At 59.7% G+C, this 17,133-nt stretch carries 7 protein-coding genes; 5 read left to right on the plus strand and 2 right to left on the minus strand.

The window, feature by feature from the left end:
• The first annotated feature begins 70 nt into the window (after nucleotides 1-70).
• The 4 genes from HY010_04745 to HY010_04760 all read left to right on the plus strand — a co-directional run bounded on the left by HY010_04745 (nucleotide 71) and on the right by HY010_04760 (nucleotide 11,976).
• Nucleotides 71-1,006 (plus strand): hypothetical protein, encoded by a 936-nt coding sequence (locus tag HY010_04745; GenBank protein MBI3475017.1) that lies wholly within the window; start codon nucleotides 71-73, stop codon nucleotides 1,004-1,006.
• The gene (locus HY010_04750; protein ID MBI3475018.1) at nucleotides 990-9,965 is read left to right on the plus strand and encodes a DUF11 domain-containing protein; all 8,976 of its coding nucleotides are present in this window, start codon (nucleotides 990-992) and stop codon (nucleotides 9,963-9,965) included. The genes HY010_04745 and HY010_04750 overlap by 17 nt, the downstream gene beginning before the upstream one ends.
• A 157-nt stretch (nucleotides 9,966-10,122) precedes the next feature.
• The gene (locus tag HY010_04755) at nucleotides 10,123-11,376 is read left to right on the plus strand and encodes a hypothetical protein (protein ID MBI3475019.1); all 1,254 of its coding nucleotides are present in this window, start codon (nucleotides 10,123-10,125) and stop codon (nucleotides 11,374-11,376) included.
• Between the two features lie 129 nt (nucleotides 11,377-11,505).
• Complete coding sequence (locus tag HY010_04760) at nucleotides 11,506-11,976, plus strand: hypothetical protein (protein MBI3475020.1); 471 nt, start codon at nucleotides 11,506-11,508, stop codon at nucleotides 11,974-11,976.
• A gap of 17 nt (nucleotides 11,977-11,993) precedes the next feature.
• Here the strand turns inward: HY010_04760 and HY010_04765 are convergent, their stop codons facing one another.
• Nucleotides 11,994-14,630, minus strand: coding sequence for a protein kinase (locus HY010_04765; protein ID MBI3475021.1), 2,637 nt, complete (start codon nucleotides 14,628-14,630; stop codon nucleotides 11,994-11,996).
• 144 nt (nucleotides 14,631-14,774) lie between these two features.
• Between HY010_04765 and HY010_04770 the strand changes: the two genes are divergently transcribed.
• Nucleotides 14,775-15,911, plus strand: a complete 1,137-nt coding sequence (locus tag HY010_04770) for a beta-propeller fold lactonase family protein (GenBank protein MBI3475022.1) — start codon at nucleotides 14,775-14,777, stop codon at nucleotides 15,909-15,911.
• Between the two features lie 360 nt (nucleotides 15,912-16,271).
• On the opposite strand, the gene HY010_04775 is transcribed toward HY010_04770, so the two are convergent.
• The gene (locus HY010_04775) at nucleotides 16,272-17,063 is read right to left on the minus strand and encodes an energy transducer TonB (GenBank protein ID MBI3475023.1); all 792 of its coding nucleotides are present in this window, start codon (nucleotides 17,061-17,063) and stop codon (nucleotides 16,272-16,274) included.
• Nucleotides 17,064-17,133: the final 70 nt, after the last annotated feature.

Consider the following 17,133-nt stretch of genomic DNA (forward strand, 5'->3'; position numbering starts at 1 on the left):
TCGGTAGTTCGGCCGGGCCGGTGGCCGCGAGTTGCTCCACCTTGCATTGCAGCACGATTGGATCTTGAACATGAGTCTTGCAGTCAACCATGGATGGATCGCAGACGGACTGGCCCCGAGTCTCCTGGCTCAGTATCGCAGCCGTTTCGCGGTGGCTGGGATCACGGTGAGCGTGCGCGGAGACACTCCGCAGTCGGTTGATCTAGGTCCGCAACTCCTGCCGTTTGCTTCCGAAAGTGAGCTTTCCGATATCGACTTACAGGTGGAGTGGAGCTCCACGATCGAGCCCGCTAGTGGGCGCGAACTGTTTCACTCCGGCTGCTTGTGGAGCGTCTACGAATTCGGCGATGGCTTTCTGTTCGACTTCATCACGGAACGTCTTGGCCCCAGACCGTACAAACGATTGCTGGTCGACAGGAATTTTCAAACTGCGCGCGTCATTCTCAATCAGGAATGCCTGACTTCGGAAGATGCCAGCCGTGCTTTGGAATACCCGCTGGACGAACTGTTGGTCACGCATCATTTGAGCCTGGGCCGTGGCGTCGAACTGCACGGCTGTGGCCTGGTTCGGGGGAACGGGGAATCGTTTCTCTTTGTCGGCCACTCGGGCGCCGGCAAGAGCACAACAGCTTGCTTGTGGACGCAGCACGGTCCCACCGAAGTCCTGAGTGACGACCGCATCATCGTGCGGCGCGGCCCGACCGGAAATTTCATGATGCACGGCACCCCGTGGCATGGCGAGGCGGAATTTGCGTCTCCGAGTCGGGCTCCGTTGCGGCGAATCTTTCTTTTGGAGCATGGCCGCGAAAATCGAATCGAGCGGCTTTCGGCCAGCACTGCGGTTGGCGAATTGCTGGCGCGCAGCTTCACTCCCTTCTATCAATCGCGATTCGTGGATCCGGTGCTGGCGTTGCTCGAGGAATTGGTCGATACGCTGCCCTGCTACCGCTTCCAATTCGTTCCTCAACCGAGCGCAGTGGAGACAATCTGTGAGTTCCACGACTGAGCAACGAGGCGATTCCGTATTGTTCGAGCAATTGAGCCGGGGACTGCTGTCCAGCGGCCATCATGTCCGTTTTCAGGCTCGAGGACGGAGTATGCTGCCTCTGATTCAGGATGGCGAAAATTTGCGTGTGGAAAGCGTACCGCCCAAGCGCCTTCGCGTCGGGGACATTGTGGTTGCAAAAACTCCACGCGGACTGCGCGCCCATCGCCTCATTTTCAAGGACCTCACCCGCGATTGCTTCCTCACGCGCGGTGATGCCGGCCAGGAAAGTGATCCGCCAATTTCTGCGCAACACATTATTGGACGCGTTGTGCTCAGTACCCGGTCTCGCCTGCGAGCGCATCTTCACTTCTTAACCCAACGACTGATCAGGGAAGGGAGGCGCTGGCGCCGATCGCTGACACTGTTCGCGAGCGCCCTCGTACTCGTCGCCAGTTGCACCCTGCTGCAAGCGCAAGTCGTCTTCGATTCCGTTACCACGGGAGCAGCCCGGCCGAACACCGCGGGCAACACGAACATTACATTCGCTCATAACACCGCCAACGTGGCCAACCGGCTGCTGGTGGTGGGCGTGTCGATGAATATCTCCGGCAACACCGGCGCGACCGTGACCGGCGTGACCTACAACGCCGTGGCGCTCACCAAGCTGGGTATTCACAACGATGCCGGCAACACGCGCAGGGTCGAAATCTGGTATCTGGTCGCACCCGCAGTTGGCAACCTGAATGTCATCGTCTCGGTGAACCTCCCGATTGCGGCACGCGTTGGTGTGACGGCGGGGGCCATGACATTTACTGGAGTGGATCAGACGCTCCCGCTCAGTGCGATGGTTTCGAACGACGGCGCGGCTGGAAATTTTTCTCAGCTTGATATTCCGAGCGGCACTAACCAGATCGTATTTGACACACTCGCGGCTGCGGCCACGTCCGCCATCACCAAGGGTCCTTCGCAAACGCAACAGTGGAATCTGAACTCCACCAACAACGGCGCGTCCGACGTGCAAGGCTTTGGCAGCACCAACGTTGGGGCCGCCAGCGTTCCGATGTCTGAGACATTCAGTGCGGCGACGAACTGGTCGGTGGCGGGCGCTTCCGTGCAGCCTCTGCAGGCGGATGTTGGCGTCACGCTGGTTCAGAACGGCGCCGCCATGCTGGGCAACAATCTCACGTACACCATTACGGTTACCAACAACGGTCCAACAACGGCGACTGGTGTCACGCTCACGGACACACTCGCCGCCGGACTTGTACTAGTTTCCGCAACGCCCAGCCAGGGCAGTTGCTCGGGCACCGGTCCGATCAACTGCCCTCTCGGCTCGCTGGCCGGAGGCGCCAGTGCGACCGTGACCGTGGTGGCCAGTGCGGCGGCGATCGGTTTCTATGCCAATACCGCGTCGGTGACAGCGACGCAGCCCGATCTGAATACAGGGAACAATTCCTATACCGCCGTGGGAGTCGTGCAGAGCAACACTTGCGCCAGTCCCGCCAATTTGGGGAATGGCGGAACCCTGGGCGGAGTGGTGAACACCTACTATCCGGCGACGGCCAGTGTGACCGCGGGCACCGCCAATACGACGATTCCTGTGGGCACCGCGCGGGGCGCGGTGGCCACGATCGCAGCCGGAGACTTGCTGCTCGTAATGCAGATGCAAGACGCCAGCATCAACAGCACCAACACTGCCAGCTACGGCAACGGTGCAACCGGCGCAGGATTTACAACCATCAACAATGCGGGGAACTACGAGTTCGTCAAAGCAACCGGGCCGATCGCCGGTAGCGCGATTCCGATTGCCGGCAGCGGCGTCAACAGCGGATTGATCTACAGCTACACGATTGCTGCGGCCACCGGCACGAAGGGAAAGAGCACATTCCAGGTGATCCGCGTGCCGCAGTACGCCACGGCGTCACTCAGCAGCACCTTGACGGCTTCCGCGTGGGACGGGACAAGCGGCGGCGTGCTGGTACTTGACATCGCCGGAGCGCTCACTCTGAACAGCGCGACCGTCAGTGTGGATGGCTTGGGGTTCCGTGGCGCTGGCGCCCTGCAGCTAAACGGTGGCGTCGGCGGCGCGAACACTGACTATGTGCACACTTCCCCGGCAACCTATACGGGCACGGTTACTGCGGGTGTGGACGGTGGCAAAGGTGAAGGCGCTGCTGGGACTCCGCTCTGGGTGCAGTCGGCAGGTTCTTTCCTGAGTACTGGAACGGACGGTTATCCGAACGGTGGTATGGCGCGCGGCGCGCCGGCCAATGCGGGCGGCGGTGGGACTGACGGCGATCAGGTCGTCAATCAGCAAAATGCGGGCGGTGGTGGCGCCGGCAATGGCGGAATTGGCGGGTCCGGCGGCGACAGTTGGCAAAGCACCCTCGGCATCGGCGGCCTGGGCGGCGCTACATTCCCATCAACATTGAGCCGGATCAGCCTGGGCGGAGGTGGTGGCGGTGGCTCGCGCAATAACTCCGATGGCGACAATCAGGCAAGCAGCGGAGCCGCGGGCGGCGGCCTCATTCTCATTCGTGCGGGCAGCCTCACCGGAACGGCCACGCTCACTGCAAACGGAGCCACTGCTTATGCCGGCACTCTCAATGATGCGGGCGGTGGTGGCGGCGCGGGCGGAACGGTGGTTGTCCTGTCTGCCGGGGGCGGCGAGGGTGGCCTTACCGTGCAGGCTCGCGGAGGAGTCGGTGGAAATTCCTGGACCGCGCAGGCGTTCGCACTCAATCAGCGTCACGGACCTGGTGGCGGCGGCGGTGGCGGTGTAGTCTACCTGACCGGTGCTGGGTCGATCAGCGTAACCGGCGGACTCAATGGAATTACTTTGAATCCGGGCGTGGCTTACGGCGCGACCGCTGGCAGTAGCGGCATCGCCGTAACGAACGCACAAATTGCGCAGGGATCGGGCACGCAATCGGGCGCGGGCTGCATCCCGGATATGGCCATCAGCAAGAGCCATGCGGGCAGCTTCGTTCGTGGCAGCGCGGTGACTTACTCGGTAGTGGTCAGCAACGTCGGCACCTTCGGCGCGAGCACCGGCCTGGTAACGGTGAACGATACGTTGCCTCTGGGCGTCGTTCCCAGTTCAGCCAGCGGCGCAGGATGGAGTTGCGCGGTTGCTCAGCAGACCGTTAGCTGCATCCGGGCGGACGCACTCGCCGCCGCCGCGGTCTATCCGACGATCACCATCAATGGAACAGTCAGCCAGTCGGCTCCGAACACTGTGGTCAACAGCGCGACGGTTTCCGGTGGTGGCGAACTCAATCTCCTGAACGACACGGCGACCGATGTTGCCGCTTCCGTCACGTCAGTCTCCGATCTGGTGGTCGCGAATTCTGGATCACCGAATCCGGTGATAGCGGGCAACAACATTACCTATACGCAAACGGTCACCAACAGCGGGCCGAGCGACGCAACCGGCGTTACGTTTGTTGAAACGATCCCCGCGAACACGCTGTTGCAGACCATCACAGCTCCGGCGGGTTGGGTCTGCAGCAATCCTGGGCAAACCGGAACGATTGTTTGCACGAACGCGGATCTGGCGCCTGGCACGCCCGCGGTCTTTACGATTGTCGTGAAAGTGAATGTCGGAACACCGAACGGAACGGTGATCACGGACACCGTAAGCGCAAGTTCAGGCGTTTCCGATCCGACAGCGACCAACAATTCTGCGACCGTCACCACGATCGTTGGCACGACGGCGCAAGCCGATCTTTCTATCACCAATGCGGCATCGCCCAATCCAGTAACTGTCGGCAACAACATCACCTATACGCAGGTGGTGACCAATACCGGATCGGCGGCGGCCACCACGGCGACGTACTTCGATACGGTGCCTGCCAATACGACGTTTCAAGCCTACACATTCCCGGTTGGATGGAGTTGCTCCACGCCGATTGTGGGCGGCACGGGCAATGTCACCTGCACCAATCCAAGTGTTGCGGCGGGCAGCACCGGCAATTTCCAACTGCAGGTGAAAGTGAATGTCGGCGTGGCGGGAGGAACCGTCATCACTGACACCGCTACGGTGGGTGCTGCGAACGATCCCAACGCGGGGAATAACAGCGCGACCGTCACCGACGTGGTCGCAACGGCGACGCAGGCCGACGTGACGTTGAGCACCACGACGACGCCATCGGGATCGGTGCTGTCCGGGGACAATCTCACTTACAACCAGGTGATCACTAACAACGGCCCGGCTACGGCCACGTCGTTGAGTTTCACCGAGGCCACGCCCGCCAACACCACGTTCCAGTCGGTAATACCGCCTGCTGGATGGACGTGCGTTACACCTGCGGTCGGGGCAACGGGCACGGTGACTTGCACGGCGGTCAGCCTGGCGGCGGGATCGGTTGCGAACATCAGCATGACGGTCAACGTGAACGCGGCGACAGCGAACAATACGACGCTCACGGCGACTTCCTCTGTCACATCGGCGACCAGCGATCCAAACGCCGCAAACAACACGACGACCGTAAACACCACTGCTCTAGCTGCAGTGAATTTGACGGTGACGAACTCCGGTGCGCCTTCTCCCATCACGGCCGGTGCCAACATCACCTACACTCAAACAGTCGCCAATAAGGGACCGGGCAACGCTTCAACCGTAAGCTTCTCCCAGACCGTCCCAGCAAATTCTACGTTCGTTTCAGGCACGACTCCGCCAGGGTGGACTTGTACATTCCCCGCCGTGGGCGGCACGGGCAATATCAATTGCACGATTCCGACACTCGCTCCGGCTACGACAACGAACTTCCAGGTAGTCGTGAAAGTGAATGCGGGTACCCCGGCCGGCACGATTATCGCGGATACCGCTACCGTGACCACGACCACCCGGGACACTGTGCCCGGAGACAATTCCGTAACGGTCAACATCGCGGTCGGAACCGCCGGCCAAGCCGATCTCCGAGTGACGAACGCAGGCACGCCCGATCCGGTGACGGCTGGCAACAACATTACTTACACGCAAGTCGCGACCAACGGTGGTCCCGGCACTGCGACCGCTGCGACATTCACCGGGTCGACTCCTGCCAACACAACATTCGTTTCGTTACCGACTCCTGCTGGATGGTCGTGTACTACTCCTGCTGTGGGCGGAACTGGCGCGATCACGTGCAACATTGGTTCGCTGGCCAACGCGGCCACCGCCACATTCGTACTCACGGTGAAAGTGAACAGCAACACTCCCGTGGGGACCCTGATTACCGACACCGCCGCGATCAACTCGATCATCACGCCGGATCCAAATCCAGGCAACAACAGTGCCAGTTCCACCGTTGCAGTGGGGACCAGTGCGGATCTGTCGATCACGAATTCCGACACCCCTGATCCGGTGATTGCCGGCAACAACATTACGTACACGCAAGTGCTCACCAATCCCGGCCCAAGCAACGCTGCGAATGTGACATTCAGCGAAACGATTCCAGCGAACACGAATTTCCAGACATTTACTCCGCCTGTCGGTTGGGCCTGCAACACCATCCCGGTTGGCGGGACGGGAACGCTCACTTGCACGATTGCCAGCCTCGCGCCGGGGACCACCAACTTCCCGGCTGCGGTTCAGGTCAATGCAGGTACGGCCGCGGGAACGACGATCACCGATACGGTCTCAGTCAGTTCCTCCACGGACACCAATACGGCGAACAACACGGCCACCACGACCACGACGGTAGCGACTGCTGGGCAAGCCGATCTCGCAGTGACGAACACGCCCAGCGCCAGCAGCGTCCCGGCAGGCTCGAACATTACGTACACGCAGACGGTTACGAACAATGGGCCCGCGGCCTCCAACACTCTGACCTTCACGGAGACGATCCCCGCTAACACAACGTTCCAGTCCATAGCGGCGGGTGCATGGGCTTGCTCGACTCCAGCGGTCGGCGGCACGGGCACGGTCTCCTGCACGCTCGCTACGTTGGCTGCGGCTGCGAGTTCGCCCATCTCGCTGGTCGTGCAGGTGAACGCGAGCACGCCCTCGGGCACAGTTATTTCGGACACAGCATCGGTGAGCGCGGCGACAAGCGATCCGAATGGGAGCAACAACAGCGCGACTGCGACCGTCACAGTCGGCACTGGAACCAGCGCCGACGTCTCGATCACGAAGTCGGCATCCCCCAGTCCGGTGAATCAGGGCAATCTGCTGACCTACACGCTGATCGTTACCAACAACGGACCTGCCAGCGCGACCAACGTGACCGCCGTTGACGTGTTGCCGTCATCGCTGAAATTCATTTCGGCGACCACCAATGTCGGGAGTTGTTCGCAGGCAGCCAACACCGTCACCTGCCAGCTCTTGACGATGGCGAACGCGGCGACCGCCACCATCAGTATCGTGGTTACGCCTCTGAGTTCGACGGTCGTAACCAACTCGGCGATGGTGACTGCCGATCAGACCGATGGTACTGCCGGAAACAATGTCGCTAGTGCGACCACGCTGGTCACGGCTCCCACAGGTATTCATCTGCAATCGTTGACCGCCGAGGCAACTTCCCAGGGCGTCGTAATGCGCTGGAAGACGGCGGGAGAACTGAACAATCTCGGCTTCAATGTGTATCGCGAGCAGGATGGCGAACGCGTGCGCCTGAATCCCACGCTGGTGGCGGGATCGGCTTTGATGATGCGCGGCTATCTGGAAAAACATGCCGGTAAGAGCTACGTGTGGATCGATCCATCGGCCAGTCCGGGCAGTTCTTACTGGCTGGAAGATGTGGATCTCAATGGGGAGCGCACGTTCCACGGCCCGGTGACCGCGAGCCTGACAGGATTTTCGGCGCGCGCTGTTGCCTCGCCGACCATGAGTGAATTTGCATCGCGTACGGCGACCGCTGCTCCTGCGAGTCGAGTGGTCGAGAATGCGCAGAGACTGGGTGCGCCTGCACCCGGGCAGTCGGACCTGCAATTCGATCTGGCCGCGCATTTCGCGGTCAAGATCATGGTTGACCACGAAGGCTGGTACCGAGTTACGCAGCCCGAACTGGTCGCGGCAGGATGGAGTGGCAACGCTGATGCGAGCAAGCTGCGATTGTTCGCCGAGGCAGTGGAGCAGCCGATTCTGGTTACCGGCGCGGATAACGGACAATTTGGTTCGATGGCGGCGATCGAGTTCTACGCCACCGGCATGGACACGCCCTTCACGGGCACACGCGCCTACTGGCTGATTGCCGGAGACCAGGCTGGGTTGCGTGTCGGCAGCTTCAACGAATTGCCAAGTGGATCAAACTATCCGCAGCAGATTACGCAAACCGTGGAACTCCGCCAGCGCTCCACCTATTTCGCGGCGCTCATCAATTCTGCCGACAACAACTTCTTCGGCGCGCTGGTTTCGTCCACACCGATTGATCAGGCGATTGCGACTCCGCATGTGTCGGCGAGCGGTAATTCGTCTCCGCGCTTCGAGCTGGTACTCCAGGGCGTTGGAGACGGCGTACCACACAACGTGAAGGTCGCACTGAATGGTCTCGACCTCGGACGCATAGCGTTCTCCGGACAGACGCAGGGCAAACTAGTCGTGAACCTGGCGCCAGGTTTGCTGCTGGATTCAAATACGGTGACGCTCACCGCGCAGGACGGCGACAGCGATATCAGCCTGGTAGACCACATCACCATTACCTATCCACGCAGCGTCGCTGCGGACGACGATCATCTCAGGCTTACGACGCGAGCCGGTACGCCGTTGCAGATTGCGAATTTCCAGGAAACGACGGTCCGCGTCTTCGACATCACGGCGGCCACAAAGCCCGTGGAATTGGCGACACGCATGGTGTCGGGTGGTGACGGTTCTTACGCGGTGCAGGTACAAGTGCCCTTCTCGCCTTCTGGCAAACATACGCTTCTTGCGCTCGGAGCGAGCCAGATCGCCAAGGCGGCGCAGTTGGTGGCGAACCAGCCATCGCAGTGGCACAGCCCGCAAGCGGGAGCCCAGGTCGTTGTGATAGCGCATCCATCGCTTGCGGATGGGATTGCTCCGCTCGCCGATCTACGCCGTCAACAGGGCCGCACAGTCTCGGTCGTTCTTACAGACGACATCTATGACGAATTCAGCTTTGGCGAACGCAATCCGCAGGCGATCCGCGACTTCCTGCAAACCGCGACGAAAAACTGGACCACCAAGCCGAAGTATCTGCTCCTGACCGGAGATGCATCCATCGATCCGCGCAACTTCCTGGGTTTTGGAGATTTCGATTTCGTTCCAACACGCATCATTCCGACCGCAGGGTTGATGACTGCTTCGGACGACTGGTACTCCGACTTCAATAACACTGGGTTGCCGTCGCTTGCTACGGGTCGATTGCCGGTTCGCACCGCCGGAGACCTGAGCACCGTCGTGTCCAAGATCATCAACTACGAAACTGGAAATGACTCCGGTTCGTGGACCGGCCAGGCGCTCCTCGTCGCCGACCGCAACGACACCGCTGATTTCACCGCCGACACGCAGAAGATTGCCGCGCTGTTGCCGCCTTCGATCCAGGCGACCCAGATCATTACCAGCAATCTCGATCCTGACACGGCGCGCGCTGAGGTGCAGAACGCGCTCAACGCTGGACAACTGCTGGTGAATTACCTTGGCCACGGCTCGGTTCAAGTCTGGTCCGGAGACACGCTGCTGGATGATACGTCGGCCGCCGCGCTCACGAACGGTTCCCGGTTGCCGGTATTCCTGACCTTTGACTGTCTGAACGGATTCTTCCAGGATGTCTACACGCAAAGCTTGTCGGAGGCTCTACTCCTCAATAGTCAGGGCGGCGCGGTAGCCGTCATATCGTCCTCGGCGTTGACGGATGCGCAGCCCCAGGCTCTACTCGATCGCAAGCTGGTGCAGGCCCTGATGCAGAACATTGCTCCGACACTCGGCGATGCATTCGTGCAAGCGAAGTCCGGTATCAAAGCCAAGGACGTCCGCAAGACTTACCTTTTGTTTGGCGATCCGCTCCTGAAATTGAAAACGCCCGCGCCGCGGAACTAAGTCGAAAATTCAGTAAGTGCCGGCCCACTGCTCCGTAACGGCTCAACGTAGTAATCGGACTAAATTCGTGCACTAACAGTGCAAAACCTCTCATACTGTTTTCGCTTCTCGAAACGAGCTATACTCGCGCGCTCGAAAGTCAATGAGGAGTAATGAGATGAACATCCGAAATCTGGCCCTGACAGCGGTGTTTGCGCTGTGTTCGCTGGCTGCACTCGCGGTAAACCACGATCCAAAAATCATCATTCACGGCACCGGTTCGGGCGGAGCGCCCACCCAGTGTCCTCCCGCTGGGTGCTTACCGGTAGGAACGCATTTCACCTTTAGTGTGAATCACAATGGCGGCACGCCATTACAGTTCAACAACGCATCTGGACAAGACTGGACCGCGCTAACCCTCACCGAAACGGGTGTGGCCGCCGAGGACGTGACTTGTAAGCAGACCGTATTCCTTATTTGCACCGTGACCGCGCTCGACAATGGTGCGACGCAGATTGTCTTGTCCGGAGTGAGGGGGCTGAATCTCCGCAACGGAATTCCTGCCGGTTCGAATTTTTCCATTGGATTCGGTTGCGTGCAACGCATTTGCTGGCCGCGCGGCCTGCATTTCGACGCGCAAGCCAGCACGGCTTTTGCGACCATTGACTATCCCGGAGCCACAGCCACGTTCGTGTACGGGATCAACAACGCCGGCGATATGGTGGGTGCTTACATCGATGACGGCGAAGGTACACACGGATTCCTTCTGAGCCACGGTCTATTTACGACCATCGATTTTCCGGATAGTTCGCTGAGTGTAGCCTCCGGAATCAACAATCACGGGGATATCGCCGGCCAATACAACGACTGGGAGGGCCACGGCCACGGTTTCGTGCTTAGTGGAGGCGAGTTCACGACGGTAGATATCGGGCCGGGCTACCAGACGTTCCCCACCGCGATTGACGACTTCGGAGACTTAGTAGGCTTCTGCACCGACTCCGAATTCAATTTTCACGGTTGCATCGCATTTGATGGCCCGTTGACGCTGTTCGATTATCCCGGGGCGTCAGCTTCGTTGGCGTTGGGAGTCAGTTTCAACGGGCTCAGCATTGTCGGCGGATACGGTACCGATGGCGGATCCACCTTCGACCACGGCTACCTGTATCAGGATGGGGAGTTCAGTCAAATCGATTTCCCTGGCAATCCGACGGTTGCGTTTGGCGTGAATGTGCCGGGTGAAATTGTCGGCAACTATTGGATCCCGCCGTCCAACACACCGAATGGTTTCTCGCTGATTTCCGGCACCTACACGACGACGAATATTCCCGGAGCGCTGCAGACCAATCCCATCAACCTGAATGACTCGGGCCAAGTTGTGGGCTGGTACGTGGACTCGAGCAACCGGACACACGGCTACACGACAAGCAACTGACGATTGACGGCTCGGGAGCCTGCCGCAAGCAACGCATCGCATGTGGTGCGCGGCTTGCGTGCGGCTCCCAGCATTTTCTCGTCGTCAGTGTTGATGGCTGGTGCCCGAGCATGTAGACTTTGGGGCGCCATGATCACACATCGAATCGCTGTCGTGTCTCTTGCCATTCTGCTGGCGGGTTGTAGCCGCTCGAAAACCGTATCCACACCCAACGGAAACGTAAAAGTCGAAGAAAACGGGAACCAGTCGACCGTTACCGTCACCGGGGACAACGGCGCAAAAATGACCATTGCCTCGGAAGGCACCAAGCTTCCGGACGACTATCCCAAAGATGTTCCAGTGGTCAGCGGCGCCAAGATCGTCATGGCCACTTCTGCAACGGACGGTTCCAGCCTGATTATCGAATCTCCCGATAGCTTCGACAAAACTGTTGCCTTCTACAAAAAAGCGCTTGCCGACGGCGGATGGAAGAGCGATGCCACGGTCGCAGCGGAAAAAATGACCATGTATTCCGCCACCAAGGACACGCGCCACTTGGTCATCCAGGTCAGCGAGTCGGAAGGCAAATGCTCCGTCACGCAGAGTGTCGGGAAGAAATAGCAGGGAAGCGGCGCTCGTTACTTCTCGATTGCCGACGTCCAGTTGAGTAGGACGGAGAGCGGGGCGGCGTTGGATTCGTCGATCTGGGTCGCGATCAGGAATCTCTGTCCGTCGGCGCTCACGGCGTAGGAATACGTGTCCTGCGAGGAGATTGGTTGCCGCCTGTGCGTTTGAAATAACGCTACGGGAGAGCCCGATTCGAAGCTTGCGCCCATCGAGACGGGCGCTGCCATCATCTTGGAGTCCTGCGACAAGAAGAACAATTCCTTCCCGTCTTTTCGCCATCTTGGTTCGGAACCGCCGCCGCTCGAGACCTGCCATTTCCCGTTCCCGCCCGGGAAGGGAGTGACGTAAATTTCCAGGCTACCTGACTCGTTCGACGCGTAGGCCACCCATCGGCCATCGGGAGAGAACTGTGCGCCTTTTACAACCCATCCCTGGACGAGCGGCTTCTGCGTGCGCTCCGGCATCGTCAGATACCACAATTCATTACTCCGCCGGGTGAGGATGGACTTGCCGTCAGGCGACCAGTCCAGCGAATTGAATGCACTCTCCCCCGCTTGCGCAATCTCCTCCTCGGCGCCGGAGCCGTCCGCATTCTTTCGATACAGGCGGAAGTTGAGGCTGCGGTTGGAACTGAATGCCAGCTGCTTGTTGTCGGGATTCCAGACCGGAGTTGTATCCAACGCGGGATCGAAAGTGAGTCGGGTCGTGGCATCGCGAGCCGGATCCTGCACCCAGACGTCGATGTTGCGGCCATCCTGATCGGTCTGGTCGGTGGCGATCTTGCGCCCGTCGGGTGAGAGCTGAACGTTGTTGTACCAGGAGGGCTTGCCGGCAGTTCCCGCAGGCTTTCCGCTGCGGTCAAACCATGTCAACTGCGAGAGGTAGACGCCTCTTCCGGTCTGTGCGATCAGTGTCTCGGGGCCGGCAACACTGAAAGCGGCGCGGTAGACCTGGGGAAAATACAAAACCTCGTCGCTGATCGTATGCGGCTCACCGGTCAGCACGAATTTCCCCAAATCAAACGACTGTGCCACCAGAGTCTTGTCACGCATGTACAAGAGGTAGCCGGGATCGGAATAGAACGCGTTGGCACTGGCGCTTACGATGAAACGTTTTTCGCTGGTATCGAGCGATCCGACAAAAATTGCGTTGATACCCGGCCTGCCACTGAAATTCGCGGCCAGGTAAAGGAAATGTTTTCCGTCCGGCAGGAACACGGGCCAGCGATGGCCAACCTCGGAACGAGCGGTGTCGACCTTTGACACTTGCGTTGTACTGCCTCCCGCCGACGGCACCCGAAGCAAAGGCCCCAAAGCGTCGGGCGAGAAGATGATGGTACCCTCGCGATTCCAGGCACCGCCGCGGCCGTTCGGGGCGTCGCACAATACCTGGACCTGTCCTCCAGAGACATCGATCTTCCTGAGCTTTCCGGCCGCGAAGAATCCAAGCGATCTCCCGTCCGGCGACCAGAAGGGATAGCTCGCTCCGTGTGTGCCTTCCAGGGGAATCGTCTTGCGGCTGCCCACTTCATAGGTCCACAACATGTAATCGCTCGCCGTGGAGGAGTACCCAACCATGGCCAGCATGCGACCGTCGGCCGACAAGGCGACGTCGTTCGGGGCAAATGGAACGGCCGCGTGAAAATACATCGCGGGCAATTGCCGATGTGCCGTCTTCCACCAGAGAGCACTTCCGATGATCAGCAGCAAGAGACATGCCGCGGCCATCACCCAACCGGCGCGATTCCATGTTCCCCGGGCAACAGAACTGTTGTCACCCGTTGCCTGTGGACCTTCGCCGATCCATTTCAACTGTTCGGCGAGATCGCTGGCGCTTTGCCAGCGGTCTTCAGGATCCTTGGCCAGGCATTTTTTGACGACTCGTTCAAGTCCAGCCGGTGTCATGGGCTGTAATGCAGCCATGGGCGGGGGATCTGTCGTCAGAATGGAAGCGATCAAACTGGCACGGCTCTTGCCGCTGAACGCGGGCTTGCCAGTCGCCATTTCGTAAATCAATTCGCCGAGCGCAAAAAGATCGGCGCGATGATCCGCTTCCTTGCCTTCCAGTTGTTCGGGAGCCATGTATTGGAACGTTCCCACCAGCATGCCTTCGGTGGTGAGCTTGGCGTTCTCCACCGTCATCTCAGTGAGAGCGGCGGCAAGAGGCGCCGGGCCAGAATGCTTGGCAAGACCGAAGTCCATCAACTTGGCTCCGGACTTGGTCAGCATGACGTTAGCGGGTTTCAAATCGCGGTGGACGAATCCCAGCTTATGCGCCTTGGCGAGTGCGTCGGCAATTTGCGCCCCGATACGAAGTGTCTGGTCTGGCGGCAGTGGTCCCTTCTGCAACTTGTGCTCAAGCGTTTCGCCGTCCACCAGTTCCATGACGATGAAGTCCACCCCATCCTGGTGTCCGATATCGTGGAGGGTGCAGATGTGGGGATGCGAAAGCTTGGAAACGGCTTTGGCTTCGCGGTCCAGCCGCTGCCTCAGGTTCGGATCGGAGGAAAGGTTAGCGGGCAGGACCTTGATCGCGACATCGCGCTCGAGACGAGTGTCCCGCGCGCGATAAACTTCTCCCATGCCGCCAGCGCCCAGGGGTGACTGGATTTCGTAGGGGCCGAGTTTCGTGCCAGAGGTTAGAGGCATTCGCGGGCGCAATTATAGCCCGAATCCGGCGGCAGGCATCCCGGTCGAGTTGCGGAGTGCGTGCCTTCTCGTGCACGATGGTAGGAACAAAACTATCGGTCGTATCCGGGTTTATATTCTGGGTCTCGAGGAGCAGGTTCTCACATGAGCTTTCGACGGGCGGCGCGCGCCGCGTTCGCGGCGAGAAGTCGCGCTTACTGGATGGCGGTTGGGTGCACTCTTGTTCTCGCCGGACTTTCCGCCTCGTGCGGCAATTCCTCTCATTCGTCCTCGGCCAGCCACAATGCCTATGTCAGTTTGCCGGTCAAGGGTTCGGTGGCCTTGCTGCACGTGAACGACTCTACCGGCGTGATGAGCCTGGGTCAGCAAACACCGCAGGTGCTGGGGCTTTCGCCGAAGGGTATTGCCCTTGATCCAAGCAAGAAGTTTCTCTATGTGGGGAATTCGGCCGCAAATACCCTGTCGATCTTCAATGTCGCGAGCGATGGAACACTGGTGCTCACCGGGGACGCAATTCCGATAGCGGCGGGTCCACTGACGCTGGCGATCGATGCATCCGGCAAGTATCTATTGATGACGAACACTTTTGACGACAGCTTCTCGGTGTACTCGCTGAGCACGCCCGGAGCCCCCGCGCTCGTCGCAACGACTCCACTGGGTTCCAGGACAGCGCCTACGGAGATGACGATCTCTCCGTCCAGCAATTTCGTTTACATCACGCTTTCGGGAGCGGACTTGATTGTTGCCTACTCGCTGGACAGTGCGACCGGAGCGGTAACGCCGGTCCCGGGATCTCCGTTTTCCGCAGGTCGGGGTCTGTCCGGGATGGCGGTCGACACTGGAAGCAAGTACTTGTACGTTGCCAACAACTCCGATGCCACCGTCTCTGCTTTTTCCATCAACTCCGGGACCGGTGCATTAACTCAGATTTCGGGGTCGCCCTATGGACTCGGGACGGCGACAGCGCCGAGAGCGATTGCAATCGATCCTTCGACCGCGTTTCTCTACGTTGCCAACCAGGGAACAAATAACGTCGCCGCGTTTGCCATCACTTCGGGAACAGGACAATTGACCACGATCACCGGTTCGCCCTACTCGACCGGCACTGGACCCGTCCTCATTGTTGCCGAGCCCACGGGAAAGTATCTCTACACTGGGAACCAGACAAGCTCGAATATCACCGGATTTTCGTACGATTCGACCACCGGGAAGCTGACAACCATTACAGGGTCGCCCTTTACGACTGGCTCCGCACCGGGCGGCTTGACGATCGCACACTGACCCTACCCAGCGGTCAGCGGTTTTTCGTTGTGTAACTACTATCGCGTTCATAGATAGCCGTGTTATGCGTGTGTTTTCTGTAAGTTAGACTACTAGCACGTTGGTGGAATGTCCTTGGCACCCGCGTGCTATTTTCAGATTTACAAGAGAGACTTACATTCGTAAGCGAGCAGTTCTGGGGGAGGGCTGCCCGGGCGTCCTGGATTCGAAAGAATCCGGACGCCTGTTTAATTTTTAGGCCCCGGTATCGTTCCACCGAACTCACCTCAGCAATTCCTCACCGCCCAATCCCACATACTCAGGCCAAGCGCGGAGTCGTCCAAAGCGCGAGCGTGCGTCTCAGGGAATTTTCTGTTTCGGCTAATTGGTTGAGATGGTGAAATTCACCGTGATGCGCGCCTGGGTTTCCACCGGCTGTCCGCTTTGGTAGTAGGGCTTGAAGCGCCACTGCTTCACGGCTTCGCGGGCAGCTGCAGCGAGGATGCCGGGGCCGCTCACGATCTGCAATTCCTGAATCGAACCTTCTCTTGAGATCAGCGCCTGCAGAATAACTGCGCCCTGAACCTTCATCTGTCGAGCCAGCAGCGGATAGTCCGGCGGAACCGACACGGTGACATTCTGAACTGCCTGGGGCGAAAGCTGGACGCGATCTGCGCCATTGGCGACTGGCTCCCGCGTTACAGAAGGGCTCTCCGCAACTGAGGTGGCCGCTCCGGATCCCATATCCAGGTGGATTGCGCTATTGCGCGCCGGGACCTTCGTATGCCGGTTGCCGGCGACCACTTCGACCTGCAAGGGTGGCAGAACGGTGCGCTCCGTAGTTGCGCTGAATGGGGCAGCCGCTTGCGGTTCCGTCGCCTTTCCAGTCTTGCGATCTCCTTTGCCGGTCGCCGCGGAACTGGCCGGAGCTGCCGCCGAGGTTGATGCGGGCGCTTTTCGCGGCGCTGCGGATTCCTGCGTTTCTTCCGGGGTTGGAAACCAGAAATCCCAATCTTTGGCGACCACCGCTACCAGAGCCACCATCAGCACGCCGAGCGCGATCAGCATGCGCTTGCGTTGCACTTCCGGATCGGGTGGGGCAGGCAGGAGCGGGGGCCGGGAGCGCCGTTCGAGGTTCAGGTCGTGCTGGGTTTCGTCTTGAGGAGTAGGCACGGAACCACCTTGCAAGGAGTCGGGCCGGGGGCGGCTCTGCGGATAAGTATGCCCTGAAACCTGCGGCAAA

Source organism: Acidobacteriota bacterium (assembly GCA_016196065.1).
Classification (GTDB): Bacteria; Acidobacteriota; Terriglobia; order Terriglobales; family Acidobacteriaceae; genus Acidiflorens.

What these genes read in the sequence shown, in the direction of transcription:
- HY010_04745 (MBI3475017.1), top strand. Translation starts at nt 71, where the DNA reads ATGAGTCTTGCAGTCAACCATGGATGGATCGCAGACGGACTGGCCCCG.
- HY010_04760 (MBI3475020.1), top strand. Translation starts at nt 11,506, where the DNA reads ATGATCACACATCGAATCGCTGTCGTGTCTCTTGCCATTCTGCTGGCG.
- HY010_04770 (MBI3475022.1), top strand. Translation starts at nt 14,775, where the DNA reads ATGAGCTTTCGACGGGCGGCGCGCGCCGCGTTCGCGGCGAGAAGTCGC.
- HY010_04755 (MBI3475019.1), top strand. Translation starts at nt 10,123, where the DNA reads ATGAACATCCGAAATCTGGCCCTGACAGCGGTGTTTGCGCTGTGTTCG.
- HY010_04765 (MBI3475021.1), bottom strand. Translation starts at nt 14,630, where the DNA reads ATGCCTCTAACCTCTGGCACGAAACTCGGCCCCTACGAAATCCAGTCA.